Origin of the sequence: Zobellia uliginosa (assembly GCF_018860745.1) — a bacterium.
Lineage (GTDB): Bacteria > Bacteroidota > Bacteroidia > Flavobacteriales > Flavobacteriaceae > Zobellia > Zobellia uliginosa_B.
The window spans coordinates 1,121,937-1,146,490 of sequence record NZ_JAHKPY010000003.1 but is presented as its reverse complement, the minus strand read 5'-3'; the positions used below and the strand labels follow the sequence as shown (position 1 = coordinate 1,146,490).

23 protein-coding genes and 1 tRNA gene are annotated in these 24,554 nt (G+C 36.3%); 18 read left to right on the top strand and 6 right to left on the bottom strand.

Translation table 11 applies throughout. From position 1 onward, the window contains the following. Positions 1-174 precede the first annotated feature (174 nt). A tRNA-His gene (locus tag KO521_RS08770) sits at positions 175-251 on the top strand. Between the two features lie 113 nt (positions 252-364). Here KO521_RS08770 and KO521_RS08765 read toward each other — a convergent pair. Further along, positions 365-1,933 (bottom strand): M28 family peptidase, encoded by a 1,569-nt coding sequence (locus KO521_RS08765; protein WP_215939512.1) that lies wholly within the window; start codon positions 1,931-1,933, stop codon positions 365-367. Positions 1,934-2,082: 149 nt separating this feature from the next. Here KO521_RS08765 and KO521_RS08760 point away from each other — a divergent pair, with 149 nt between their 5' ends. After that, positions 2,083-3,270: an aldose epimerase family protein gene (locus KO521_RS08760; RefSeq protein ID WP_215939511.1), complete on the top strand. Its 1,188-nt coding sequence runs from the start codon at positions 2,083-2,085 to the stop codon at positions 3,268-3,270. Positions 3,271-3,278: 8 nt separating this feature from the next. Here KO521_RS08760 and KO521_RS08755 read toward each other — a convergent pair whose 3' ends face one another. Then, complete coding sequence (locus KO521_RS08755) at positions 3,279-4,133, bottom strand: AraC family transcriptional regulator (protein WP_215939510.1); 855 nt, start codon at positions 4,131-4,133, stop codon at positions 3,279-3,281. A gap of 142 nt (positions 4,134-4,275) precedes the next feature. On the opposite strand from KO521_RS08755, the gene KO521_RS08750 reads away from it, so the two are divergent. The 4 genes from KO521_RS08750 (at position 4,276) to KO521_RS08735 (ending at position 9,256) form a co-directional block, all read left to right on the top strand. Next, complete coding sequence (locus tag KO521_RS08750; RefSeq protein ID WP_215939509.1) at positions 4,276-5,214, top strand: dihydrodipicolinate synthase family protein; 939 nt, start codon at positions 4,276-4,278, stop codon at positions 5,212-5,214. A 154-nt stretch (positions 5,215-5,368) separates the two neighbouring features. Further along, positions 5,369-6,955, top strand: coding sequence for an aldehyde dehydrogenase (NADP(+)) (locus tag KO521_RS08745; RefSeq protein WP_215939508.1), 1,587 nt, complete (start codon positions 5,369-5,371; stop codon positions 6,953-6,955). Between the two features lie 28 nt (positions 6,956-6,983). Beyond that, a complete protein-coding gene (locus KO521_RS08740) occupies positions 6,984-7,991 on the top strand; it encodes a 4-hydroxyproline epimerase (protein WP_215939507.1) in 1,008 nt (335 codons plus the stop codon). A 14-nt stretch (positions 7,992-8,005) separates the two neighbouring features. Beyond that, a complete protein-coding gene (locus tag KO521_RS08735) occupies positions 8,006-9,256 on the top strand; it encodes an NAD(P)/FAD-dependent oxidoreductase (protein WP_215939506.1) in 1,251 nt (416 codons plus the stop codon). A gap of 4 nt (positions 9,257-9,260) precedes the next feature. Here KO521_RS08735 and KO521_RS08730 read toward each other — a convergent pair whose 3' ends face one another. The 3 genes from KO521_RS08730 to KO521_RS08720 all read right to left on the bottom strand — a co-directional run bounded on the left by KO521_RS08730 (position 9,261) and on the right by KO521_RS08720 (position 10,869). Then, on the bottom strand, positions 9,261-9,650 hold the full coding sequence (locus KO521_RS08730) for a VOC family protein (protein WP_215939505.1): 390 nt from the start codon (positions 9,648-9,650) through the stop codon (positions 9,261-9,263). A 65-nt stretch (positions 9,651-9,715) separates the two neighbouring features. Beyond that, positions 9,716-10,225: a GNAT family N-acetyltransferase gene (locus KO521_RS08725; RefSeq protein ID WP_215939504.1), complete on the bottom strand. Its 510-nt coding sequence runs from the start codon at positions 10,223-10,225 to the stop codon at positions 9,716-9,718. Continuing rightward, positions 10,225-10,869: an alpha/beta hydrolase gene (locus KO521_RS08720; protein WP_215939503.1), complete on the bottom strand. Its 645-nt coding sequence runs from the start codon at positions 10,867-10,869 to the stop codon at positions 10,225-10,227. The genes KO521_RS08725 and KO521_RS08720 overlap by 1 nt, the downstream gene beginning before the upstream one ends. Before the next feature lie 73 nt (positions 10,870-10,942). Here KO521_RS08720 and KO521_RS08715 point away from each other — a divergent pair, with 73 nt between their 5' ends. From KO521_RS08715 to KO521_RS08675, 9 genes are all read left to right on the top strand, one after another. Then, a complete protein-coding gene (locus tag KO521_RS08715) occupies positions 10,943-11,368 on the top strand; it encodes a PaaI family thioesterase (protein WP_194552638.1) in 426 nt (141 codons plus the stop codon). Further along, positions 11,368-12,483: a chorismate-binding protein gene (locus KO521_RS08710; RefSeq protein ID WP_215939502.1), complete on the top strand. Its 1,116-nt coding sequence runs from the start codon at positions 11,368-11,370 to the stop codon at positions 12,481-12,483. The genes KO521_RS08715 and KO521_RS08710 overlap by 1 nt, the downstream gene beginning before the upstream one ends. A 49-nt stretch (positions 12,484-12,532) precedes the next feature. Continuing rightward, complete coding sequence (gene menD, locus KO521_RS08705) at positions 12,533-14,302, top strand: 2-succinyl-5-enolpyruvyl-6-hydroxy-3-cyclohexene-1-carboxylic-acid synthase (protein ID WP_215939501.1); 1,770 nt, start codon at positions 12,533-12,535, stop codon at positions 14,300-14,302. A 28-nt stretch (positions 14,303-14,330) separates the two neighbouring features. Then, positions 14,331-14,675: a DUF2853 family protein gene (locus tag KO521_RS08700; protein ID WP_215939500.1), complete on the top strand. Its 345-nt coding sequence runs from the start codon at positions 14,331-14,333 to the stop codon at positions 14,673-14,675. Between the two features lie 83 nt (positions 14,676-14,758). After that, entirely contained in the window at positions 14,759-15,592 is an 834-nt protein-coding gene (locus KO521_RS08695; RefSeq protein WP_215939499.1) for a CvfB family protein, read from the top strand. 178 nt (positions 15,593-15,770) lie between these two features. Continuing rightward, positions 15,771-16,370: an SPOR domain-containing protein gene (locus KO521_RS08690; protein WP_215939498.1), complete on the top strand. Its 600-nt coding sequence runs from the start codon at positions 15,771-15,773 to the stop codon at positions 16,368-16,370. Positions 16,371-16,372: 2 nt separating this feature from the next. Further along, on the top strand, positions 16,373-17,281 hold the full coding sequence (gene menA, locus KO521_RS08685; RefSeq protein WP_215939497.1) for a 1,4-dihydroxy-2-naphthoate octaprenyltransferase: 909 nt from the start codon (positions 16,373-16,375) through the stop codon (positions 17,279-17,281). Between the two features lie 34 nt (positions 17,282-17,315). Beyond that, positions 17,316-18,065: a LytR/AlgR family response regulator transcription factor gene (locus KO521_RS08680; protein ID WP_215939496.1), complete on the top strand. Its 750-nt coding sequence runs from the start codon at positions 17,316-17,318 to the stop codon at positions 18,063-18,065. 599 nt (positions 18,066-18,664) lie between these two features. Then, a complete protein-coding gene (locus KO521_RS08675; protein ID WP_215939495.1) occupies positions 18,665-20,635 on the top strand; it encodes a sensor histidine kinase in 1,971 nt (656 codons plus the stop codon). A gap of 4 nt (positions 20,636-20,639) precedes the next feature. Here KO521_RS08675 and KO521_RS08670 read toward each other — a convergent pair whose 3' ends face one another. Beyond that, a complete protein-coding gene (locus KO521_RS08670) occupies positions 20,640-21,437 on the bottom strand; it encodes an SDR family oxidoreductase (protein ID WP_215939494.1) in 798 nt (265 codons plus the stop codon). A 45-nt stretch (positions 21,438-21,482) separates the two neighbouring features. Between KO521_RS08670 and KO521_RS08665 the strand changes: the two genes are divergently transcribed. From KO521_RS08665 to KO521_RS08655, 3 genes are read left to right on the top strand one after another with little or no spacing between them, the layout of a single operon-like run. After that, positions 21,483-22,535: an o-succinylbenzoate synthase gene (locus tag KO521_RS08665; protein ID WP_215939493.1), complete on the top strand. Its 1,053-nt coding sequence runs from the start codon at positions 21,483-21,485 to the stop codon at positions 22,533-22,535. Next, positions 22,526-23,488 (top strand): CPBP family intramembrane glutamic endopeptidase, encoded by a 963-nt coding sequence (locus tag KO521_RS08660; RefSeq protein WP_215939492.1) that lies wholly within the window; start codon positions 22,526-22,528, stop codon positions 23,486-23,488. The genes KO521_RS08665 and KO521_RS08660 overlap by 10 nt, the downstream gene beginning before the upstream one ends. Continuing rightward, positions 23,475-24,554 (top strand): AMP-binding protein, encoded by a 1,080-nt coding sequence (locus KO521_RS08655; RefSeq protein WP_215939491.1) that lies wholly within the window; start codon positions 23,475-23,477, stop codon positions 24,552-24,554. The genes KO521_RS08660 and KO521_RS08655 overlap by 14 nt, the downstream gene beginning before the upstream one ends.

Sequence of the window (24,554 nt, the reverse complement as noted above, 5' to 3'; positions counted from 1 at the left end):
GTGTTTTAACGATTGTAAGATGCATTTTATCGATGTTTTTAAAATTTTTATTGAACATTATATATTCAGTATCAATCCGTTCTATAAGATAATGTAGTGAGCAGGTAAAAATAACAGTAGTTTTATTTTGAAAAATTACATGAAAAAAAGTATCTTTGCCACCGCTTACAAATGGTGGTTGTAGCTCAGCTGGTTAGAGCGCTTGATTGTGGTTCAAGAGGTCGCCGGTTCGAAACCGGTCTTCCACCCCAAAATAAAAAGCCTTGTCTTAATTGACAGGGCTTTTTTGGTTTAATTGGTTTCGGAAAACTTAGGTGCAAAAAAACCCGCCGCTAAGGGCAGGTTTTTTAAAAATATACATTTTTTATTTGGCGGCATTATCTACCACAACACGGTCATTCCTGTTCGCTACTTCCCAAGCTGTATAAAAAATCAAACGAGTACGATTTTCTAGCAGGTCATAATTTATTTTGTCCGGTGTATCTCCGGGCCTATGGTAATCTGCGTGCGTTCCATTAAAATAGAAGATAATAGGAATGTTGTTTTTTGCAAAATTATAGTGATCACTTCTATAATAAAACCGGTTTGGGTCGTTCTCATCGTTATAGGTGTAATCTAACTCAATATGGGTGTATTTGTCATTGGCAGCTTCCGAGATTTCATGGAGGTCTGTACTAAGCTTATCGGAGCCAATTAGATAAATATAATTACGGTCACCTTCACGTTCTGGGTCAATTCGGCCTATCATATCAATGTTAAGATTGGCAACTGTATTTTTTAATGGATATATTGGATCTATATCTGTATAGTATTGAGAACCTAATAGTCCTTTTTCTTCACCTGTAACATGTAGAAAAACTACTGATCGTTTTGGTCCTTGTCCGGCATCGGCAGCTTTTTTAAAAGCTTGTGCAATTTCTAGAAGGGCAACGGTTCCAGAACCATCGTCATCCGCACCATTGTTTATTTCCCCATCTGCGGTAATACCAATGTGGTCCAAGTGAGAAGAAATCACTAAGTATTCGTCAGGCTTTTCAGAACCTTTTAAAATAGCAACTACATTTTCCGACTCAATATCGCCATTTTCACTTTTGACATCAACAGTAAGTTTTTTAGCTAAACTTTTCGGTTTGTTATCAGATAAAATACTTGGTAAAATTGCTTTTGCCAATTTTGCATCGATTAAGAAGTTAAAAAACGCATCAGAATTGTCTTTGGCCAGTTCCATTCTCCCACTTTCGTTGGTCTTCATCCATTCAAACCTACTTTTAAAACGTGCAAAGTTAGTTTCATCATAATAAAGAATGCCTTTAGCTCCTTTGGAAGTAGCTAGCTCTAGTCGTTTCCCTAAAGATTCTGACATGTTGCTCCAGATAGATTTTTCTGAGGAACCGGATAAAAGGTAGTTTCCGTTAGCAGCTATTGGTTCACCAGATTTAACCAAGATCACTTTGTCCTTAACATCAATATCTTTATAATCGGAATAATCACCTTCTTCAATACCATAGCCAACGTAGATAATATTATCATAAGTTCCTTCTGCTTTAGAAAAAGTAAGGAAATCGTCTCCTAGTGGGTACTCTTTACCATCAATTGTAAGAGAGCCAGAAGGCAATTGGCTGACTTGAAGCGGTACTGTTTGAAAATAATTTCCGTTTTCCTGTGCGGCAGGAATACCCATTTTTTCATACTGTGCCTTTAGGTATTCTACAGCCATTTTCTGACCTGGTTTCCCGGTTTCCCTTCCTTCGTATTCATCGGAAGCGTAGGTGTAAAGGTGTTCTTTAAGTTCACTTTCGGTAATAGTTTCTGCGAAAGTTTCAGGGGTACTGGTAGGTTTGGCAACTGCGTTTTTATCGCCATCAGAAACAGTTGTTTGTGATGAGTTGCAGGCCATAGCCAATCCTATGGCAAGGATAATGAGTTTTTTCATGTTATATGAGTTATGCTTTCAAAAGTTCCCAAAATTAACGAAAACAAATAGAACAGGTCTGCTGGCTAGGCAATAATTACGTGTGTTGGTTTATTACTTTTTTAGTTAACTTGCCTGAGGTTTGACCAAATCCAGATGTACTTATTGATATGAGAATTTTAAAACTACTAATAGCCTGTAGCTTAGCAGGAACCATTAACCTTTCCTGTAATCAAATTAAAAAAGAAAAAATGACCGAATCCGTTTCCGAGCTGCCAAAAGCAAAATACGAGAAGAATATTAACCCCCAAGATTTTACTACAGTTATAGAAGGAGATTCGGTAAAGTTCTATGCTCTGACCAATGCCAATGGAATGGAGGTTACTTTTACGAACTACGGTCAACGTTTAGTTTCATTATATATACCTGATAGGGATGGCAATTTTGAAGATGTAGTGCTGGGTTTTAATAATTTAGAAGACTATAGGGCGAAAAAGAATTTTTATGGTGCTACAATCGGTAGATATGGAAATCGTATTGCTAAAGGAAAATTTTCTTTAGATGGTAAATTGTATGATTTAGCTATAAATAACAATGAAAATCACCTTCATGGAGGAGAAGTAGGATTTGAAAGTGTAGTTTGGAAAGTTGTGGAACAGTCTAAAAATGCAATTAGCTTTAGCCGCACATCTCCTGATATGGAAGAAGGTTACCCTGGTAATCTAGAGGTTAGGGTTAGTTATGTACTAACAAATGATAATGAATTACAAATAAGCTACGAAGCAAAGACGGATAAGCCCACGTATGTAAACCTTACCAATCATTCATTCTTTAATCTTAAAGGAGAAGGTAAGGGTAACGTTTATGATCATGTGGTGCAATTGAATGCCGATAAATTCACGCCGGTGGATAAGGGCTTGATTCCAACTGGAGAATTGAGAGATGTGGCAGGTACTCCTTTTGATTTTCGAGCACCAAAACTTATAGGAAAGGATATTGAAACTGATTATGACCAAATTGAATTGGGTAATGGTTACGATCATAACTTAGTTCTAAGTGAAGTGCCTAAAAACCGCGAAGGCTTGACTTTTGCAGCTAGGGTTGTAGAGCCTACTAGCGGTCGTACTTTAGAGGTTTATACTTCTGAACCTGGAGTCCAGTTTTATACAGGTAATTTTTTAGATGGCTCTGATATTGGTAAAAGTGGTAATGTTTATGAGCGCAGAGGTTCTTTTTGTTTAGAAACACAACATTTTCCAGATTCGCCTAACCATCCTGAATTTCCTAGTACACAATTAAACCCGGGAGAAACATATACGTCATATTGTACCTATAAATTTGGTGTTACTAAGAACTAAATACCGCTTTAAGTAGACTTTTTATGTTGAGCAGCAAATCGTGACGGAATCACACCTTTTAATTTTTTAAACTGTCTGTTGAAGTTAGAAATCGATGAAAATCCGGATTGTTCTGAAATTTCTAGAATGGAATTTTGGTCGTCTGCTCGATTTAATAATTGACACGCATGCTCTATACGAAGCTCTATCAAGAATTGAAAAAAAGTCTTGTTGGTATGCTGTTTAAAAAATTTACAAAAGGCATTGGGTGTCATATGTACTTTACTAGATACTGTATTTAAATCAATTTCATTTTGAAAGTTGGTTACTACATAATCAAAAATGGTTTGCATACGTTCTCCTTGGGAACTCCCCATTTTCTTTGAAGACACAAAGTTTGTCAAGGTTTTTTTATCTGCATAACACAGGTTTTTCAGTAAATTGAAAAAGCAAATGAAACGATCTAGTTTTTGCAAATTTGGAAGCTGTTTCATAGCATTTTCAATATCTTTCGTATCTCCTAAAACCTTAAAGCCTTCTTTTGAAACATTAAAAAGGGGGTGCAACTCCTCCAAATCTGGTAATTCAAAAAATGATTCTCCAAAAGTAGTTTCCGTAAAGAATAATGAAATTCTATGGGCTATTTCATCTATACTATCATTTTTGAATAAATGCGGACTATGAGGACCAATCACAAAAAAATCGCCATCCTCAAATGGGTGAATGCTATCGCCAACAATCAATTTTCCTTTTGCATTAACAATTAGAGTCAGTTGTATTTCTGCATGCTGATGCAGTTTATCATAGAAAACCATCTCCCGGTCTACCTGAACTATTAGATTCTGGTGTAGCGGTTTTGGAATTTGAAAAGGATGTACTTTCATTGTATAAATTAAGCGTATTTAAGTCAAATAGTAGGTATATTGGTTTAATGATGGATAATATAGTATATAATTTTGATAATATGCTCTAATTAGTACTCACTTTCTTCTATTAATTTTGAGGGTGTAATTAAAAATTGACCAAATGAAATTTGAATGGAAAGGCGTTATGCCAGCGGTGACTACAAAATTTAATGAAGATGATACGCTTGATCTAAAGATGTTCCGTACCAATATAGAAGCTCAAGTAGAAGCTGGGGTTCACGGAATTGTTTTAGGAGGTTCTCTTGGTGAGGCAAGTACTTTGACTGCAGATGAAAAAAAGGTACTTATAAAAGAAACAATTCAAATAGTTGACGGTAAGATTCCGGTAATAATGACTATTGCAGAACAGGCAACGAAAGTTGCCCTTCAAGCGGTTAACGATGCTGAAGATAGCGGTGCAGACGGACTTATGATTCTTCCTCCAATGCGCTATAAATCTACGGATAATGAAACCGTTCAATATTTTAAAGAAATAGCCAGTAGTACCGAGCTTCCTATTATGATTTATAATAATCCTGTAGACTACAAAATTGAAGTAACCGTAAGCATGTTTAAAGAACTACTTGAATTAAAAAACATCACGGCGGTAAAAGAGTCAACAAGAGATATCATAAATATTGGACGTTTGCGTAATGAATTTGGTGCCGATTTAAGCATTTTAACGGGAGTAGACCCATTAGCTTTAGAAAGTCTCTTTATGGGTGCCGATGGTTGGGTAGCAGGTCTTGTTTGTGCTTTTCCAGCAGAGACCGTTGCTATTTATGAACTGGCCAAAGCTGGTTATGCTAAAGAGGCTACTGAGATTTACCGATGGTTCCTACCATTATTAGAGCTAGATATAAGTCCGCAATTGGTTCAGAATATTAAGTTGGCAGAAGTTGCTACAGGCATTGGTACCGAAATTGTGAGAAAACCAAGACTTCCATTGCAAGGTGAAGAACGAGACAGGGTTTTGAAAGTAATACAAGACGGGCTAAAAAGTAGACCTCAATTACCAGATTATAAAAATTTGACTGTACTAAATAAGCAGTTGGCGTAATCTCATTGAAATTTAGGTGGATTTTTTCAATTACGTGTATAAAAAAAGCTTGTTGAAGTTATTTGGTGAGTAAAAGTCTTTCTAGTAAATTCTTGGTGCTTAACCCCAAATATAGTAGCTTCATGCCTATTTTAAAGAGCAGAAATACCATACTATGATTACAGGAAAAAACTATATTGGAAATGAGCTTTCATCTATTGGAAGTGATACATATAAAACCTTTGACCCAAAGCTTAATTTGGAAACGGAATGGACTTTTTATGAGGCCACAAAGGAGGAAATAAATAAGGCTGTGGGTAAAGCTCACGAAGCTTTTCAGACTTACAAAAACTTTTCAGGAGCTAAGAAAGCAGAATTTTTAGAAGCTATAGCAGAAGAGATTGAAGCTCTTGGTGATGAATTGATAAGGGCGTATTGTAAAGAGTCTGGATTGCCAGAAGGTAGAGCTGTTGGTGAACGTGGGCGTACTATGGGGCAGTTGCGGGCTTTTGCTCAATTGCTAAAAGAAGGTTCGTGGGTAGAGGCTACGATAGATACGGCCCAACCAGATAGACAGCCAATGGCCAAAACAGATTTACGTAAAATGTTGCTTCCTATTGGCCCTATAGCTGTTTTTGGTTCAAGTAATTTTCCGTTTGCATTTTCTACTGCGGGTGGTGATACCGCAAGTGCTTTGGCTTCTGGTTGTCCGGTAATTGTAAAAAGTCACCCTATGCATGCTGGTACTGGAGAACTGGTTTCTTCGGCAGTAATTAAAGCAGCGGAGCGCACGGGTATGCCTGACGGTATTTTTTCTAATTTGAATAGTAGTGGTATTGAGGTGGGACAACAGTTGGTGCTTCATCCTAAAGTTAAAGGAGTAGGCTTCACAGGAAGTATTAAAGGTGGTACGGCGCTTTATAAATTGGCTAACGAACGAAAAGAACCTATTCCGGTTTTTGCTGAAATGGGTAGTATAAACCCTGTTGTGGTTTTACCTTCGGCTTTGCGTGAAAAAGGTCAGGATTGGGCTAAACAATATGCCAGTTCGGTTATGATGGGAGCTGGACAATTTTGTACTAATCCAGGATTAATTTTGGGAATAAAAAGCACATCGCTAGATGTTTTTATAAACGCTTTAGGTGAAGAAATAGATAAATTGGAGCCTTCTTGTATGTTGCATCCAAACATTTATAATAACTACGAAAAAGGTAAAAAAGAGCTTTCAGGTCAAGGTGGTGCTGATGTTGTGGCAGAATATGAAAAGGTAGTAGCACCAAATTATGCAAAACAGAAAGTGCTAACCGTTAATGGCGCTAATTTTTTAAAGAACCCTAAACTACATCAAGAAGTATTCGGGCCATTTTCCATTGTGGTAAGATGTGCCGATTCAAAAGAGTTGACAGAAGTTTTGAACCGTTTGGAAGGACAATTAACAGGTACCGTTCTTGGAAGTCCTGACGAATTAAAAGTACACAGTTCAGCAGTAGACGCTTTAAAAGGAAGAGTTGGAAGATTAATTTTCAACGGTGTTCCAACAGGAGTAGAAGTTTGTCCCTCTATGCAACATGGCGGACCTTTTCCTGCCAGTACGGATAGCCGTTTTACTTCGGTTGGAGTATCAGCTGTGAAGCGATGGGTTAGACCTGTTTCATTTCAAAATTGGCCACAAGAATTACTTCCTGAAGAATTACAAGATGGGAATCCGCTCGCGATAATGCGAATTGTGGACAGTGAGCATACCAATAAAAAAATTGAGTAAGATTAGAACATGTAGCACTATTTGAATTATGGCGACGCGGATTTTCACCTGTATTGATGCCCACACTTGTGGAAACCCAGTAAGGGTAGTAGCTAAGGGAGGACCTGAACTTATAGGTGCATCCATGAGTGAAAAACGTCAGTATTTCCTAAAAGAATACGATTGGATTCGTAAAGGGTTAATGTTCGAGCCTCGTGGTCATGATATGATGAGTGGTAGCATTTTTTATCCACCAGCAAATCCTGAAAATGACTTTGGTATTCTGTTTATAGAAACCAGTGGGTGTCTGCCTATGTGTGGTCATGGAACTATTGGAGCCATCACCATAGGTATTGAAGAAGGTTTGTTAAAACCGAAAAAGGCGGGTGAAATACGAATGGAAACCCCAGCCGGTCTGGTAAAAATCACCTATCAGCAGACAGGAAATAAAGTAGATTGGGTAAAATTGACAAATGTAAAATCATATTTGGCCGCTACTGATTTAACGATTGAAAGTTCTGATTTAGGTGAATTGGTGTTTGATGTTTCATATGGCGGTAATTTTTATGCCATAATAGACCCACAGTTAAATTTTTCAGGTATTCAAGATTTTTCAGCAGGAAAGCTGGTTCAGTTGAGTCAAGAAATCCGCGATAAAATAAATTTAAAATATCCCAATGCATTCGTCCATCCTGAGGATAAAACCATTAATGGCGTAAGTCATATTTTGTGGACAGGAGATACTATTTCTCCCGAAGCAACCGCTCGTAATGCTGTTTTCTATGGGGATAAGGCGATAGATAGATCGCCTTGCGGCACGGGAACTTCAGCGAGAATGGCACAATGGTACGCCAAAGGAAAATTAAAAATAGGAGAGGAGTTCATTCATGAAAGCTTCATAGGTTCAAAGTTTACAGGTAGAGTAGAAGAGGAGACTCTTTTAGAAGGTAAGAAAGCTATTTACCCCAGCATTCAAGGTTGGGCCAGAATATACGGCCATAATACCATTACAATTGATGACGACGACCCTTATGCACATGGGTTTCAGGTTATATAAAACAGAAAGAAGAATTGAGTAAGAAAGTTATCATAGTAGGAGGAGGAATTGTGGGGTTAAGTTCTGCATATTTCTTAAGCAAGGAAGGTCATGATGTTACGGTAATAGATAAATCTGATATTACATCTGGAGCTTCGTTTGTAAATGCAGGTTACATTACTCCTAGTCACATTATTCCACTGGCATCGCCTGGCATGATTGCCAAGGGTATTAAGATGATGTTTAATTCTGCTAGTCCTTTTTATATGAAACCTAGATGGGATACCGAGTTCTTTAAATGGTCATGGTATTTTCATAAATCATCTACCAAAGAAAAAGTGGCTAAAGCTATTCCTATTATTAAAGACATCAATGTTCTGAGTAGAGAACTTTTTGGGGCTATAAAAGCTTCGGGTGATTTGGGAGATTTTCAATTGGAGCGTAAAGGATTATTGATGCTTTATAAAACTCAAGAGGCTTATCTTCATGAGAAAGATGTGGCCAAAAAAGCCAGTTTTCTTGGCCTAGAAGTACAGGAACTAGATCAGAAACAATTGGCAGAACTAGAACCGGAGGTCGCTATAGATGCAAAAGGAGCTATTCACTATGAATGTGATGCACATTCTACGCCAACTCAGTTTATGCCTAAGATAGTCGCTTATCTAAAAAGCGCAGGAGTAAAGATTAGAACGAATGAAGAAGTTCTGGATTTAGAAGTAAAAGGAAATCGTATTCAGGAGATTAAAACTTCAAAAGCTAGTTATACTGCAGATGAAGTAATACTTGCAGCCGGCTCATGGAGTGGCAGTATCGCTAAAAAAATTAAGATGGACTTACCTCTGCAAGGAGGTAAGGGCTATAGTATAAATGTTGCAAGGCCCACAGGAATATCCATTCCTGCTATTCTTATGGAGTCAAAAATGGCGGTCACACCAATGGATGGTTTCACACGGTTTGCCGGCACAATGGAGTTTTCTGGCAACAACGATTTTGTTAGAAAAGAGCGAGTTATGGCTATTGCCAGTGGAGCAAAAAACTTTTATCCTACCGTAGATATAAACGCAAATGAAATTGCGAGTGTAAAAACAGGATTGCGCCCAGTTTCGCCAGACGGACTTCCCTATATTGGGCGATCTTCCAATTGGACTAATTTAACCTTCGCTACGGGTCATGCTATGATGGGATGGAGTCTAGGACCAGCTACTGGTAAATTGGTTTCTGAAATAGTAGATGGCCGCAATACATCAATGAATATCGATGCCTTTTCTCCGGATAGAAGATTTTAGCAAACTATTTTCTTTCGATAAGGTCCCAGAGGTTTCCGTATAAATCTTTAAATACGACAACGGTTCCGTAGGGCTCTTCACGAGGGTCTTCGTTGAATTCTACACCTTGGTCTTTCATTTTTTTGTAATCTCGCCAAAAATCATCGGTGTGCAGAAATAGAAAAACACGCCCACCAGTTTGGTTACCTATGGCCTTTCTCTGTTCCTCATTCGTGGCTTCTGCGAGCAGTAATGAAAGCCCGTTTAGACTGGGAGGAGATACCGTAACCCACCTTTTGTTATCATCTAATTGAATGTTGTCTACCAATTTAAAGCCTAATTTATTAGTGTAGAAGTCAATGGCTTCATCATAATCTTTAACTACTAGGGTTACTTGTGCTATGGCTTGATTCATATAAAGTCTTTAAATTTTGCTTGTTTAATATCGTTCCATTCTTCTTTCAAAATTCCATAACAGCATCAACTTCTTCTGAAACCACTTTTGGTGATGACGTTCTTTCTTAGGATTCCTTCTAAACTCGCCCCTAATTTTTCTACCGCTTTTCTAGAACGTATGTTTCGCTCATCAATTCGGAATTCCACTTTTTCAAAATTCATCTTTTCAAAAGCGTAGCTTAACATCAAGAATTTCATTTGATGGTTAAAACCAGTACCACGGGAGACTGGAGAAATCCACGTCCAACCAATATGTAATACTCTGTTTTTATGGTCAATATGACCAAAACGGGTACTACCTATGCAATCGTTGGTTATTTTATTATAAATAACGAAAGGAATAGATTTTTTCTGCTTTTCTTCGGTCAAAGCGGTCTCTGTATAGTTCTCTAATTTTTGAATTGTAGAGACATCATTAGAACCATATTTGTAAAGGTCTACTTGCTGTGCAATTGGCCAGAGTTCTTTATTGTGTTCTTTTTTTAATGGAACAAGCTTCACCAATTCATTTTCTAAAACAAGCGTTTTGTTCATTATACTAGATTTAGGATGAGTTCTTTTTTTATTTCGTGCCCGCCTTCAAAGAAAATTTGTTGGGCCTTTCCTCCAAATAGATGTTCTATTTTTTTTGATTCGGTTTCCCGTCTCTCTTTAGTTATATATTTATCTGTATCACCAACCAGTGTAGTCACCTTGGTGTGATTTTCTTTTAAGAAACTAAAGTCAGATGCTTTTAATTCATTAGGAATACCTCCAGCATAAAGCACTAATTGATTGCACTTTATCTTTCTTTGAGCTACCCATCTTGTGGCAATCGAAACTCCTTGTGAGTACCCAAGTATTATAAAATTACAATTTTCCGGAAACTCTTGTGCGGCATACACCGCATCTAGATAGGCCAAAACATTTTGTGTTTCTTGTTCTGTACCTTCTTTAGTAAGCCAGCTGGCTCCAACACGTCTGTACGTATTGTTTAAATAGTATTTTGATGGTGCTTGAGGTGCAATAATATAGTTTCCTTCAGGCGGCAGTTCATCAAAATACCTTAAGAAATATCGACTTAAATAACCAATGCCATGCAGTACGATCCAAACGTTTTTAGTTTGACTTGTTAGCGAGTTTAACGTAGCATAGCTATTAGTGGTGGTGTAAGAAACCGTATTTTCAGAATAATCCATATAACAAAAATCTCTATAAAAGTAATGGCTTTTATTGATGACGTAATGCTTAATTTTGAAAAAAATAGTAGATATGGACGCCTACAAGGAAAAAATACTGAAGGTTTGCAATGAATCTTCAAAAAACACATTGATGGAGACCCTACAAATTGAATATGTAGATGTGGGCGAAGATTTTTTGGTGGGAAAGATGCCGGTAAACTCGCGAGTTCACCAACCAGATGGGGTTTTGCACGGTGGAGCTATGGTTGCCTTGGCGGAAAGTATAGGTAGTATGGCCTCGTATATTTTTCTAGATGCACAGCAATTTTCCATACGAGGTATTGAAATTTCTGCCAACCATGTTAAAGGTGTTCGTGATGGCGATGTGTTTGCCAAAGCTACTATTTTGCATAAAGGAAGAACTACCCAGCTGTGGGAAATTAAGATTACAAATGAAGAAGGTAAACTGGTCTCGTTCTGTAAATTGACCACAATAGCTTTACCAAAGAAAAATTGATGCCCTTGGATTTTTTTCAAAAAATTGAATCTCACCTAGAGAATAAATTACCTTTTGTAGCCTATCGTAAACCTAATCAGGAAGGCATTACTGCCATTTTTCAAGAAGATGAAGAGTTGCATCATCTTAATGACTATTCAGAAACAGGATTTGTTTTTGCACCATTTGATTCCGATAGAGGTGCCGTACTTTTGAAGTCAGATGAAATTCTTAATCTTCCTTATTTCCCGGAAGAAGCTAATGCGCCATCACAAAACATTGAGATAGGCGTAGACACAAAACAAAAGGATTTTCATCTGGAATTAGTAAAGAAAGGTATTGCCGAAATCAAGGCAGGAAGTTTTGATAAAGTAGTGCTGTCTAGAGGTATACAGATCAAAACCGATGCTTCTCCTTTAGTTTTATTTCAGACACTCTTACATCAATATAAAACCGCATTTTGTTATTTGTGGTATCACCCAAAGGTAGGGATGTGGCTTGGGGCAACTCCTGAAATTTTATTGACCATGCACAATAGAAAACTAACGACTATGTCATTAGCAGGCACCCAAGATTACGGTAACGACGAAAACCCTACTTGGGGCAACAAAGAACTGGATGAACAGCAGTTGGTAACAAATTATATTCTTAAAGCATTGGAGGGTAAGGTTTCAGACTTGGAACGAATGCCAACAGAAACCGTAAGGGCCGGTTCTTTAATGCATCTTAGAACCAAAATATTTGGAAATGCAAAGCAAGAAGAACTTGGAGAGGTGGTAAAAGCGCTTCACCCAACACCTGCAGTCTGTGGCATGCCCAAAGAGAAAACAAAAGCATTTATTTTAAAGGAAGAAAACTATGACCGTGAATTTTATACCGGTTTTTTAGGCGAATTAAATTTTAAGACCGAAAGGAATAGAAACAATCGCCCAAGGAATACGGAGAATAATGTGTACCGTTCAATTTCTAAAAACACCACGCTTTTTGTGAACTTGCGTTGTATGCAATTAAAGGAGGGTAACCTGCAGATTTATGTTGGTGGCGGAATTACTAAAGACTCGGACCCTGAAAAAGAGTGGAACGAGACGGTCGCTAAGAGTAAGACTATGCTTAAGGTGATAATGGCTACAGAGTAATTTAAACAAGATTGGTTTAAGAAATACAACCGTTGTATTTTTGTAACTCATGAGATACTCTAGCATACCCTCCGCTCAATTGGTAGTACAACACTGCAAGGCGAAAAAGATAAAAAATATTGTAATTTCTCCCGGGTCACGAAATGCACCGCTGACGATTGATTTTAGCGAAGACCCTTATTTTAAATGTTTCAGCGTTGTAGACGAACGCAGTGCCGCTTTTTTTGCATTGGGTATAGCACAGCAATTACATGAGCCCGTTGCCGTGGTATGTACTTCAGGAAGTGCTTTGTTAAATTATTACCCGGCGGTGGCAGAAGCATTCTATAGTGGTATTCCGTTAGTTGTGATTTCAGCAGATAGGCCTGTTTATAAAATTGATGTTGGGGACGGTCAAACCATTCGCCAAGACAATGTTTTTGATAGGCATATTGGCTATTCTGCAAATTTAAAACAGGATATTGCTCATGCTGTAGAAAGGGTCGGTAAGTATAAGCCAGAATGGTTATCCGAAGGGAAAAAAGAAGATGCTCAGCAAGAAACTCAAGATTTTAATGATAAAGAACTGAATATCAGCTTGAATATGGCACTTAAAAAAAAGTTGCCTGTTCATATTAATGTTCCTTTTGAAGAACCGCTCTATGATACAATTAGCGAACCTTCTGTAAAAGCTTTAATAATTCCTGCAAAAAAGAAAGACAAGTTTAAAACATCAGATATACAATCTTATGCAGATGTTTGGAATTCCTCCGCAAAAAAAATGGTACTCGTGGGCGTTAATCCTCCAAATGCCGTGGAGCAGCAATTCTTAGATACATTGGCTAATGACCCTTCTGTAATTCTCCTAACAGAAACCACATCTAATCTTCATCATCCTAATTTTTTTACGAGTATTGATAGTATTGTTGCCCCCATTGAAAAGAGTTCTGAACCTAGTTTGTTATTTACAAAATTGCAACCTCAGATACTGTTAACATTTGGAGGATTAGTTGTGTCAAAAAAAATCAAGGCTTTTCTTAGAGAATATAAACCTGAGCACCATTGGCATATAGATGAATTAAAGGCGTTTAACACCTTTTTTTGCTTAACACACCACTTTAAAACAGATGCCAATAGTTTTTTTGGAAAGTTTATAAATTTAATTAGGCCTAAAAAAGGTGACTATTTTGCCTATTGGAATGAAAGAAGATTGCAGTACGAATTAAAGCGGATGGACTACATGAATCAGATTGCGTTTTCAGACATGTTAGCTTTTGATTGGATTCTGAAAAGCATCCCTGAAAATTACAATGTGCAATTGGCAAATAGTTCAACCGTCCGGTATGCTCAGTTGTTTAATTTAGACCCTTCTCTTAAGATTTTTTGTAATAGAGGAACGAGTGGAATTGACGGCAGTACATCTACAGCGGTTGGCTCTGCAATTTATGCTAAAACTCCTACGCTATTGATTACAGGAGATTTAAGTTTCTTCTACGATAGCAACGGACTTTGGAATAATTACATCCGTCCAGATTTTAGAATTATAGTCATAAATAATAATGGAGGTGGCATTTTTAGGATTTTACCGGGACAAGAAGAAACAGAAAATTTCGCCACTTTTTTCGAGACAGCTCACAACAAAAATGTGGAACACTTAAGCGCTCAATTTGGCTTTGAATATATGTTAGTAAATGGGGTAACTAGTCTGAATGACAGGCTCAAAGATTTTTACGAAAAATCTGAAAAACCAAAAATCTTGGAGGTCCATACGCCAAGATTTATCAACAACAAAATTTTGCTCGGTTATTTTGATTTTATATCTTCGAAGTCATTAACATAAACCATTAACATTTTCAACACTAACTATTATGAGTAAAAGAGACGATTTAATTGTGAAGTATGCAGCTGACATCAAAGATAAATTTGGAGAGGCTCCAGATATGGATCTTCTGACAAAAGTGACTGTGGGCTTAGGTCCGGCGATTTATAATATCGATGCTTCTAAAGTTTCTGGTTCTGATGAAAAAGAATTAGAAACTGTTAAGAAAAATTATTTAATGAAAAAATTGGGTATGTCTGACGACCCCAAATTAATGGAAGCTGTGAAGTCTGTAGTAGAAAAGTACGGTTCTTCTAACAGAAACAAGCACAGAGCAGTAATTTATTACATGCTTTGTAAGCACTTTAAAAAAGCTTCTGTTTATACTAAGTAAGATTTTAAAATGTAATTCTAACCGTCTACTTTATTAAGCAGGCGGTTTTTTTATACCCAGATTTTAAAGTTACTTTTGCAGTTATGATCGAATTAGGAAATTACAACGAGCTAGAGGTTTTAAGAGATACTAGTGTTGGGCTCTTTTTGGGAAGTAAGACAGGAACAGAAATCCTTTTGCCAAACAAGTATGTACCAAAAGCTATTGATATTGGCGATACGATAAAGGTCTTCTGTTATTTAGATCATGAAGAAAGACCTATAGCCACTACCTTAACGCCAAATGTAATTAGGAATAAGTTTGGATTCTTGCAGGTTGCCGAGGTAAATAAAATAGGGGCCTTTATGGATTGGGGTCTTGAGAAACACCTATTGGTTCCTTTTAGCGAACAACGAGATAAGATGAAAGAAGGGCAATGGTACGTGGTACGTTGCTACATGGACGATATTTCTTTTAGACTAGTTGGTTCAAACAAGATAGATAAGTTTCTTAGTAATGATGACCTTACTGTTCGAGAAAGGGAAGAAGTAGAATTACTCTTTACCCGTCTAACGGATTTAGGCTGGGAAGTCATAATAAATGATCAGCATAAAGGGTTGGTGTATTCTAATGAAATTTACAAACATGTTGCCGTTGGGGATAGAACCAAAGGATATATAAAGAACATTAGGCCAGATAATAAATTGGATGTTTCATTACAACCCATAGGTGAAAAGCTTTTGGAACCAGCGGCAGAAGCGATATATAAGAAGCTAATGGCCCATGGAGGTTACTTAGCACTTCACGATAAATCAGATCCGGAACTCATTAAGCGAGAATTGCAAATGAGCAAGAAAACCTTTAAAAAAGGTGTGGGCACATTGTATAGAGAGCGTAAAATTGTTATTAAGGAAGATGGTATACACGCATCTAATTAAAAACAAGGCGCTTTTATAATTGTTGAGTCAGATTTATTGGTGAGCAGAAAGTTTTTAACATCGTAAATAATAATCTATACCACAGAAAACGGTAATTTTGCAACATTCTGAGAGTGCAGTTCATCGATCTTTCGGTATTTTGGTTAACTTTAACAGTGTAACCTCGTAAAAAAATAATATGCCATTTATAGAAGAAAGCGACTTACTGGAGTTGCACAAAGATATAGACAAGGCGCAGATTATAAACGAACGTCTTCTAGATCAAATTAAGTTTAAAAATAAAGAACTTAGAAGGAAGAAAGTACAGCGTAATTTTCTTGCAGGTGTAACAGCATTGTTTCTTATAGGCGGTTTAATTGTCTTTTCTTTCACTGCAGGAAGAAGTGTTTCCAATAACTTTGAAAGTCCTAGTAATCTTCTTGTTTCTATAGATAGTTTGGACGCTATTAAATCTAGGATTGATAATTTAAAGCAACAAAACGAGGAATTGAGTTTAGTGAGAGAGTTTTACTTAGCTAAAGAATTTTTAGCGAAAGAAAAGATTTACTCAGTTCAAATTAAGTCGTTTGTAGATAACAATATGACTTTGGCCTCTGAAGCACTTACTAACACTATTTTTGTAAAAACCAATCCATTCTATTCATATTCATTAGGTAATTTTGAAACTTTGGAAGAGGCTCAAAAATTTCGCGAACAATTGGTGGACTTAGGTTTTCAGGATGCTTTTGTAGCATCATATAAAGAAGGAAAAAGAATACAGATAGAATCCCCGCAGTAATTTTGACAAATATTAGTTCTTGGATAAGTGCGGCTAGGTTAAGAACTCTACCATTATCCGTGTCAGGTATAGTAGTAGGTACGGCTTTAGCTAATTTATATGGTTTTGAAGATACCGTAGTTTTTATTTTAGCTCTATTTACAACTATAGGCTTCCAAGTGACTTCTAATTTTGCCAATGATTATGGTGATGGCGTAAAGGGGACGGATAATGAAGAAAGGATAGGACCTAAAAGGGCGCTTCAAAGCGGCAGTATATCCAGACAAGAGTTAAAGGAAGGTATAATTTTTTCCATAATTATAGATTTTATACTTGTTATTGCTCTTGTTTATTTTGCGTTTGGATTCGAAAATATGATGTATCCCATCCTATTTCTGATTCTTGGAGCGGCAAGTATCTGGGCGGCAATAAAATATACAGTTGGTGCTTCGGCATACGGGTATAGAGGATTGGGAGATGTTTTCGTTTTTCTTTTTTTTGGATTGCTGGCGGTAATGGGGTCTATGTTTCTTTACACAAAGCAACTGAATGCCGTTTCAATATTACCAGCAGTGGCAATCGGACTTTTAAGTGTTGGAGTTTTAAACCTTAATAATTTACGCGATTACGAATCAGATAAAAATTCAAATAAGAATACGCTTATAGTTTATATTGGTTTTCAACAAGGAAAAATTTATCACTATTCTTTGCTAATAGTAGCTTTCCTGAGTATTCTAATATTTTCAATATTGAATTTAAAAGGTTGGCGAATTTTTTTACCTTTAATTTCCTTTGCACCTATTTTCTTTCATATGAAAAGAGTGCACGCCACAGATAGAAGTAATCAAATGGATCCTGAATTAAAGAAGTTGGCGTTAAGCACCTTTCTTTTGTCAGTACTGATGTATATCAGTTGTAATAATTTTTTGTAAATTTAAAATATGAACCTACTAAATACTAGCCATTTTGGAACAACCAATTAGAATTCTAATCGTAGAGGATAATGTAATCATAGCCGATGATATGCAATCCATGCTCGAAGAAATAGGGTATGAGATTGTGGACAATGTTATTGTCTATGAACAAGCCGAAGAGGTGCTAAAAACGCAACATGTTGATCTTGTTTTGATTGATATAATTTTGGCCTCTGACAAGACAGGAATTGATTTGGGCAAGCATATTCGTGCAAATTATGATATACCCTTCATTTTTGTAACCTCTAACTCAGATAGAGCTACGGTAGAGAATGCTAAAATGGTAAAACCAAACGGTTATTTGGTAAAACCTTTTGAACAGCAGGATTTGTATACATCAATAGAAATAGCGCTTTCTAATTTTACTAGATCGGATAAATCTGCCGCTGTTGTTGAGAATGAGGAAGATGTTCCGATGTCAAATACGGTTTTAAAGGATTCTATCTTTGTAAAGAAGCAGCATTTATATTACCGCATTCAGTTTAGTGATATCCGATTCATCAAAGCTGATAATGTATATCTTGAGGTCAATACAGTTGATAAGAAGTTTTTGGTTCGTTCTCCTTTAAAAGATTATTTAGAAAAATTGCCTAAGAATAAATTCTACAGAGCGCACAAATCATATATCGTTAACGTAGATCATATAGATGCTATCAACTCAAAAGATATCATGATTAAGGATACACTTATACCAATATCAAAAGATTTCAAGGAATTCATAATTTCGGCAATGAATTCTTAGTACTTAAAATAATATTTTAAAAAGGGAAACATTTCTAATGTTTCCCTTTTTTGCTTTCTAAAAGTAGCTTTCACCACAACTTTTGAGGGTTTCACAACATTATTTTCCGTTTTCACCCATAAATCTATAGTTTGGCTGTGTATTAAAAAGATGATATTTAAAACAAGATATATACGATTTTTCATTTTCATATAGTGTTCTCGTAAAGGAGCCTTTTCTTCCAAGATAAGGTTCCTTTTTAGTTATATTGATATTAGTAAGAAGCGGATTGTTTAGAAATTGTCTTAGAACAATTCATATCAGTTCTTAAGCCTTTAGTGGTATAACAACCAACACAAAGTAGAGCGAAGAATAGAAGAAAATGGAGGCGTACTAAAGTTATTTTACGGAGTTCGTTGAATAGATTATTTTGTTCCAGTCCTTTTTTATAATTTTATTGATAAATGGACTAAATAACCAATTAAATAGATTAGCTTAGAGTAGCCAATAATTTGATAAAATGTTGTTTTCGTGCGTGTTAAAACGTAATATCAATGGCTGAGCTAATAACCTAGTATGAACAGAACAAAATATTATTTGATTTTGTTCCATTTAGATATATGAACAACATTTACTTTAAAAATATCATTTTTGTTTGGGCGATTTTTTTTATCTCTTTTGCTATATCTGCACAGGAGGAGAAAGACACACAAAAGAATCTGTTTCAGCAGTTTAAGGAAATTGAAAGTTCGGACGAAAAACTCACCTTCTTTTTTAATGCTTTAGATAAATACAAAGAGACTTCTACCTATGATTGGCTAGACGAGGTAAACATATACCTAAATGCGGCTATCAAAGATGATGATTCCGCCGAAATAGAACGCTACAAACTTATACAAGCCGGAATTTATTACGATTTAGGAGACTTTGATAAGAGTTTGGCCATTGCAAAGGAGCTATATACGGATAAAGAAGATTTGGATATTTATCTGAAGTCGAAATTGTTAGACATTATGGATGACAATTACGGGCAATTAACCATGTACACTCAACAAATTGAAATTCGTAAAGAGCAAAAAGAACTAAAAATAAATGATAATGTAGCTTTTTACGATATCTATGCGAACTTAGGGATGTATAGAAAAGCAATGGAGCATTATATAGATAATGTAAAAAAGACCGTTGAGGAGAATGATTTTTATGCTCAAGCAGAATATTACAATAACTTGGGTAATTACCTGAGATTGGATGAGTCTGCTCCAACAGCTTTAAGCCATTATAAGAAAGCAAAAGGTTACATAGATGTTTTTATGAACCTTATTACCCGTAAAAAATCTGAAAAGGAAATAGAGAGTGCAAATCTTCTTAAAGGCATAATAGAGGGTAATATAGGAAAATGTCATGTAGACCTAAAACAGTATAAAGAGGCCATTCCGCATTTGGAAAGCGCCATCAATACTTTAAAAAAGTATAAGACAAAAGAACTTTCATCAGAAATCACAGAAAATAGCCTAGCAATTTCCGAGTGTTATCTACAGCTTGAAAATTATGAAAAGGCAACAGATTATCTAAGTGATAATCTGGAAACAAAAACGACTACAAATCTTTTGCGTAAGAATAGGCTTCTGGCTTTATATTATGAAAAGACCGAGGATTATAGAAACGCTTCACTTTACTATAAAAAGAATATTCGTGTCCGTGATTCTATTTTAAACAATGAGTCCGAGCTTAGAAAACAACAATTGGGAGCTGTAATGGGGCAAGACCTTGCGGTTTCCCAGACCATGTTAGCAGAACAAAAATTAGCGTTGGAAAAATCCCGTGTTGATATGATGGCAAAAGAAAGGAATATTAATCTCGTTCTTATTTCTTTACTGTTCACACTCGTAGGTTTTGCCGGCTTGGTCTATGCCTATTTAAAAAGTATAAAGAACCAACGTCTTATTGCAGAGCAGAAATATATTATTGAAAACTCTTTGGTAGAAAAAGATTCTCTTTTAAAAGAGATACACCATAGAGTAAAAAACAATTTACAGATGGTTTCTAGTCTTTTAAGTTTGCAGACTAAAAATACAAGAAGTAAAGCGGCCATAGAAGCACTGGAAGAGGGTAAGAGTAGGGTGAAGGCGATGGCCTTGATCCACCAGAAGTTGTATCAAAACGAGGACCTTTCGGTTATTGAAATGCAAAGTTATATAGAGAGTTTGATCAATAGCGTTCAATCCGTTTATAAGAAAGGTGGCCACAATATTAATATTACAGTAGACGCCGAAGGTGTTGAGCTGGATATTGATAGGGCTATTCCGTTTGGTTTGATGCTTAACGAGCTTGTTTCTAACTCTTTTAAATATGCTTTTCCAGATGATGATGAAAACGGAAAAATTTACATCCATATTCGTAAAATTGGCGAGAAAGAAGGGTATTTTGAGTATTCGGATAACGGAATTGGACTACCGGATGATACGGATGAGAGAGCAAATTCATCTATGGGTATTAGATTAATGAACCGTTTGGCAAATCAGTTGCAAACTACACTTAATATTGATAAAACCGCAGAAGACGGAGTGCGTTACTGGTTTAACTTCTGTTAGTATTCTACTTTTTTGCTGCATTCTGTAAGACTACTTTATGCAGTAATTTAGGAAAAAATCGTTTTAGGTAAATTCCTAAAATTTCTTTTCCGCCCATATATACTTCATACTTTTCCTTTTCTATCGCTTTAATCATTTTCTTTGAAAAGTCAACTGTTGTTAATCCGTTAGCATTATCTGTATCTTCATGACCCCTGGCACTACCATCACCAACCAATGCATTTTTGGCAATATTTGTCTGTACAAAGCCGGGAGCCACCAAAGTCACTAAGATATGATCCTTTTCATGCTCCATTCGCAATACATCAAAAAAACCATGAAGTGCATGTTTGGATCCGCAATAGCCTGAGCGTACGGGAGAACCAAATTTCCCCATAAGGCTGGTAACAGTAGCAAAATGGCCTTTTTGGCGCTCAATAAAGTAAGGAAGAATAGCTTTAGTTAACGCTACGGTCCCTAGATAATTAATATCCACCAATTGCTTGTAAACCTCAAAATCTGTATCAACTATAAAAGAACGTTGGCTAATACCTGCATTATTGATCAAAACGTCTACAGAACCAAATGCAGTAATTGCTTTTTTAACTTTTGCTGGCATTTCATAATATTCGGTAATATCTAATGGAAGTATGCTAACGTTACTTGGTCTTTCGCAATTATTTTTTACTTTTTCCAAGGCTTTGGTTGTTCGGGAACTTAAGATAAGTTTACACCCTTTTTTATTCAATTCGTAAGACAGGGCTTCTCCAATTCCTGAAGATGCTCCTGTAATCCAAACCGTTTTATTATTTAAGCTTGCCATTTAAAGTATTTAAGAGGTAAAATATAGCTAAATTTGATGCTAAATATGCATGCACAATATAAAAAGTACACGTTAAACTTTAAACGCCCCAGCGGAACTTCGCGTGGTGTGCTTACACATAAAGAAACCTGGTTCCTAATCCTGAATGAAAATGGAAAATATGGTGTGGGGGAATGTGGAATTCTAAGAGGGTTGAGTATTGATGATGTTGATGGTTATGAGGATAAGCTAATGTGGACATGTAATAATATTCATCTTGGCAAAGATGCACTATGGGATGCTTTAATAGAATTTCCTAGCATTCAATTTGGTGTGGAGCAAGCATTTTTATCGCTTTCTGCGGATAATCCTTTTAAACTTTTTCCTTCTGAATTTATTAGTCAACGACAGTCAATCTCCATAAATGGACTTATTTGGATGGGAGATGAGAAATTTATGCATGATCAAATTGACCAAAAACTTGAAGAAGGGTTCAGTTGTATCAAAATGAAAATTGGAGCAATCAATTTTGACACGGAAATAAACTTACTCGCTTCAATCCGTAAGAAGTTTGATTCTTCTAAAATTGAACTACGTGTAGATGCTAATGGAGGTTTTACTCCAAATGAAGCTATTCATAAATTGAAAGAGTTGAGTCGGTTTTCACTTCATTCCATAGAACAGCCTATTAAACCGGGGCAGTTTTCGGCAATGAAGGACTTATGTGAAGTAACACCTTTGCCAATCGCATTAGACGAAGAATTAATCGGCGTTTTTGGCGTAACAAAAAAGGAAGAACTTCTACAAACCATAAACCCTCAATATATAATTTTAAAACCAAGTTTAGTAGGTGGTTACAAAGGTTGCAAAGAATGGATTGATATAGCTCAGAAAATGAATATTAGTTGGTGGGTGACAAGTGCTCTGGAAAGTAATATTGGTTTAAATGCAATAGCTCAATGGACCTATACTTTGCAAAGTTCAATGCCGCAGGGTTTAGGAACAGGTGGTTTGTATACAAATAATTTTGATTCTCCCTTAACAGTCAAAAACGGGCAATTATTTTATAGTAATGAAAAGAGTTGGAAAACTAATTTAATAAAAGATTTATGTATATAGAACAGGCCTATAAAGGTTTAAGTGATTCTTGGCGATATGTTGTTGGCCTATTGGTCGTGTTTTTTGTCTGGCAGTTTATTGGAGGAATTCCTTTGATAATTGCTCTTTTGGTAGAAGCTGATTCCCTGTCTGTCTTGGGCACTGGAGATATGGGTGCAATGGCAGAGGTTTTAGGTTCCAATGGCTTATTTTTCTTTATGTTATTAACCTTTGTAATTGGGTTGATAGGTCTTTTTGCTTATGTGACCTTGGTGCATAAACAAAAAATTACGCAGCTCACGACCTCAAGGAAGAAGATAGATTACAAAAGGATATTCTTCGCCTTTATCATCTGGGCACTGATTTCTACGGCTTTTATTTTTGTGGGTATTGTACTGGCTCCAGAAGACTACGAGTTTAATTTTAAGCTGGGCCCCTTTTTAGTTCTAGCAGTTATATCCGTTTTGATGATTCCTTTGCAAACAAGTATGGAAGAGTATTATATGCGCGGCTATATGATGCAAGGGCTTGGGGTTATAGCAAAGAATAGGTGGGTACCTTTAATGGTAACTTCGTTACTTTTTGGGCTTATGCATATTTTTAATCCGGAAGTTGGTAAACTGGGTTACGGTATATTGATTTTTTTCATTGGTACCGGATTTTTTTTAGGTATTATTACGTTAATGGACGAAGGTCTGGAGTTGGCATTGGGTTTTCATGCTGCAAACAATTTAACAGCAGCACTTTTAGTAACTGCTGATTGGACGGCCTTTCAGGTAGATTCGCTATACAGAGATGTATCGGACCCTGTTTTAGGGTGGGATGTTTTGGTTCCTGTATTTGTAGTATATCCTATATTACTTTTTCTCTTTTCAAAAAAATATAATTGGTCCAATTGGAAAGACCGTCTTACAGGCGAAATTCTTTCTGAGGAGACATTTTTCGCTTTAAAACAAGAGAATGGAGACATATAAGATTCTTCACGATCAATTTAAATTTAATGGCAGGTCTTATTCAAAAGAAGAGCTAAAAGTAGTGGCCTATAGTTTGGTCAAAGAAGGTGAGGAGTATGAAAAAGCTATCGGAGATTTTTTAATAGACTGGTTAAATGGGAAATCTACTTTAACCGTAAATACTTCGGGTTCTACTGGTAAACCAAAACCGATTGTTTTGCAAAAGCAGCATATGGTCAACTCAGCTCATGCAACCGGCACTTTTTTTGAACTTCAGGCTAATAACAGCGCTTTACTATGTCTGCCCGCAACTTATATTGCCGGCAAAATGATGTTGGTAAGGGCCATGGTTCTAGGTCTTGCTATAGATTGTGTTAATCCGTCTTCATATCCATTAGAGGAAACGGATAAGTTATATGATTTTGTGGCAATGGTTCCTCTGCAGTTTGAAAATTCTTTTGAGAAGCTGAATAAAATTAAGAAGTTAATCGTTGGTGGAGCACCTGTGGCACACCAGTTGAAACAACGATTTCTAAAAAATACAAAGCATACAAAAGTTTATGAAACCTATGGCATGACTGAAACCATCACCCATATAGCAGTGAAGCCTATATTAAATCAAACGGCTGATATGGATGTATTTACGACTTTGTCCGGTGTAAAAATATCCACAGATAAAAGAAATTGTTTGATAATTGATGCGCCCGGAGTTTCTAGCGAACTTGTTTACACGAATGACATGGTAAGTTTAATTTCTCAATCCCAATTCAAATGGTTGGGTCGCTTTGATAATGTTATTAATTCGGGAGGTGTAAAATTGTTCCCTGAGCAAATAGAAAGTAAATTAGCATCAATTGTGGAGAGTCGTTTTTTTATATCGGGAATTCCAGATGATAAATTAGGAGAGAAATTAATTCTAATAATAGAGGGGTACCCAAATATAGTGTTACTTCAAAATAAAATAGAAGAACTTGCTTCACTTGATAAGTTTGAGATACCAAAGAGGATTTTTTCTGTAGATAGTTTTGAGGAAACATCCAGTGGCAAGATACAAAGAAAGGCAACCTTGGATAAGATTGCCTTTTGA

Excerpts from the sequence above, each read along its gene's own strand:
- KO521_RS08715 (WP_194552638.1), top strand. The coding sequence starts at position 10,943 with ATGGACGCCTACAAGGAAAAAATACTGAAGGTTTGCAATGAATCTTCA.
- KO521_RS08700 (WP_215939500.1), top strand. The coding sequence starts at position 14,331 with ATGAGTAAAAGAGACGATTTAATTGTGAAGTATGCAGCTGACATCAAA.
- KO521_RS08765 (WP_215939512.1), bottom strand. The coding sequence starts at position 1,933 with ATGAAAAAACTCATTATCCTTGCCATAGGATTGGCTATGGCCTGCAAC.
- KO521_RS08750 (WP_215939509.1), top strand. The coding sequence starts at position 4,276 with ATGAAATTTGAATGGAAAGGCGTTATGCCAGCGGTGACTACAAAATTT.
- KO521_RS08740 (WP_215939507.1), top strand. The coding sequence starts at position 6,984 with ATGGCGACGCGGATTTTCACCTGTATTGATGCCCACACTTGTGGAAAC.
- KO521_RS08695 (WP_215939499.1), top strand. The coding sequence starts at position 14,759 with ATGATCGAATTAGGAAATTACAACGAGCTAGAGGTTTTAAGAGATACT.
- KO521_RS08745 (WP_215939508.1), top strand. The coding sequence starts at position 5,369 with ATGATTACAGGAAAAAACTATATTGGAAATGAGCTTTCATCTATTGGA.
- KO521_RS08725 (WP_215939504.1), bottom strand. The coding sequence starts at position 10,225 with ATGAACAAAACGCTTGTTTTAGAAAATGAATTGGTGAAGCTTGTTCCA.
- KO521_RS08665 (WP_215939493.1), top strand. The coding sequence starts at position 21,483 with ATGCATGCACAATATAAAAAGTACACGTTAAACTTTAAACGCCCCAGC.
- KO521_RS08710 (WP_215939502.1), top strand. The coding sequence starts at position 11,368 with ATGCCCTTGGATTTTTTTCAAAAAATTGAATCTCACCTAGAGAATAAA.
- KO521_RS08720 (WP_215939503.1), bottom strand. The coding sequence starts at position 10,869 with ATGGATTATTCTGAAAATACGGTTTCTTACACCACCACTAATAGCTAT.
- KO521_RS08670 (WP_215939494.1), bottom strand. The coding sequence starts at position 21,437 with ATGGCAAGCTTAAATAATAAAACGGTTTGGATTACAGGAGCATCTTCA.
- KO521_RS08655 (WP_215939491.1), top strand. The coding sequence starts at position 23,475 with ATGGAGACATATAAGATTCTTCACGATCAATTTAAATTTAATGGCAGG.
- KO521_RS08755 (WP_215939510.1), bottom strand. The coding sequence starts at position 4,133 with ATGAAAGTACATCCTTTTCAAATTCCAAAACCGCTACACCAGAATCTA.
- KO521_RS08690 (WP_215939498.1), top strand. The coding sequence starts at position 15,771 with ATGCCATTTATAGAAGAAAGCGACTTACTGGAGTTGCACAAAGATATA.
- menD (WP_215939501.1), top strand. The coding sequence starts at position 12,533 with ATGAGATACTCTAGCATACCCTCCGCTCAATTGGTAGTACAACACTGC.
- KO521_RS08730 (WP_215939505.1), bottom strand. The coding sequence starts at position 9,650 with ATGAATCAAGCCATAGCACAAGTAACCCTAGTAGTTAAAGATTATGAT.
- KO521_RS08675 (WP_215939495.1), top strand. The coding sequence starts at position 18,665 with ATGAACAACATTTACTTTAAAAATATCATTTTTGTTTGGGCGATTTTT.
- KO521_RS08760 (WP_215939511.1), top strand. The coding sequence starts at position 2,083 with ATGAGAATTTTAAAACTACTAATAGCCTGTAGCTTAGCAGGAACCATT.
- KO521_RS08660 (WP_215939492.1), top strand. The coding sequence starts at position 22,526 with ATGTATATAGAACAGGCCTATAAAGGTTTAAGTGATTCTTGGCGATAT.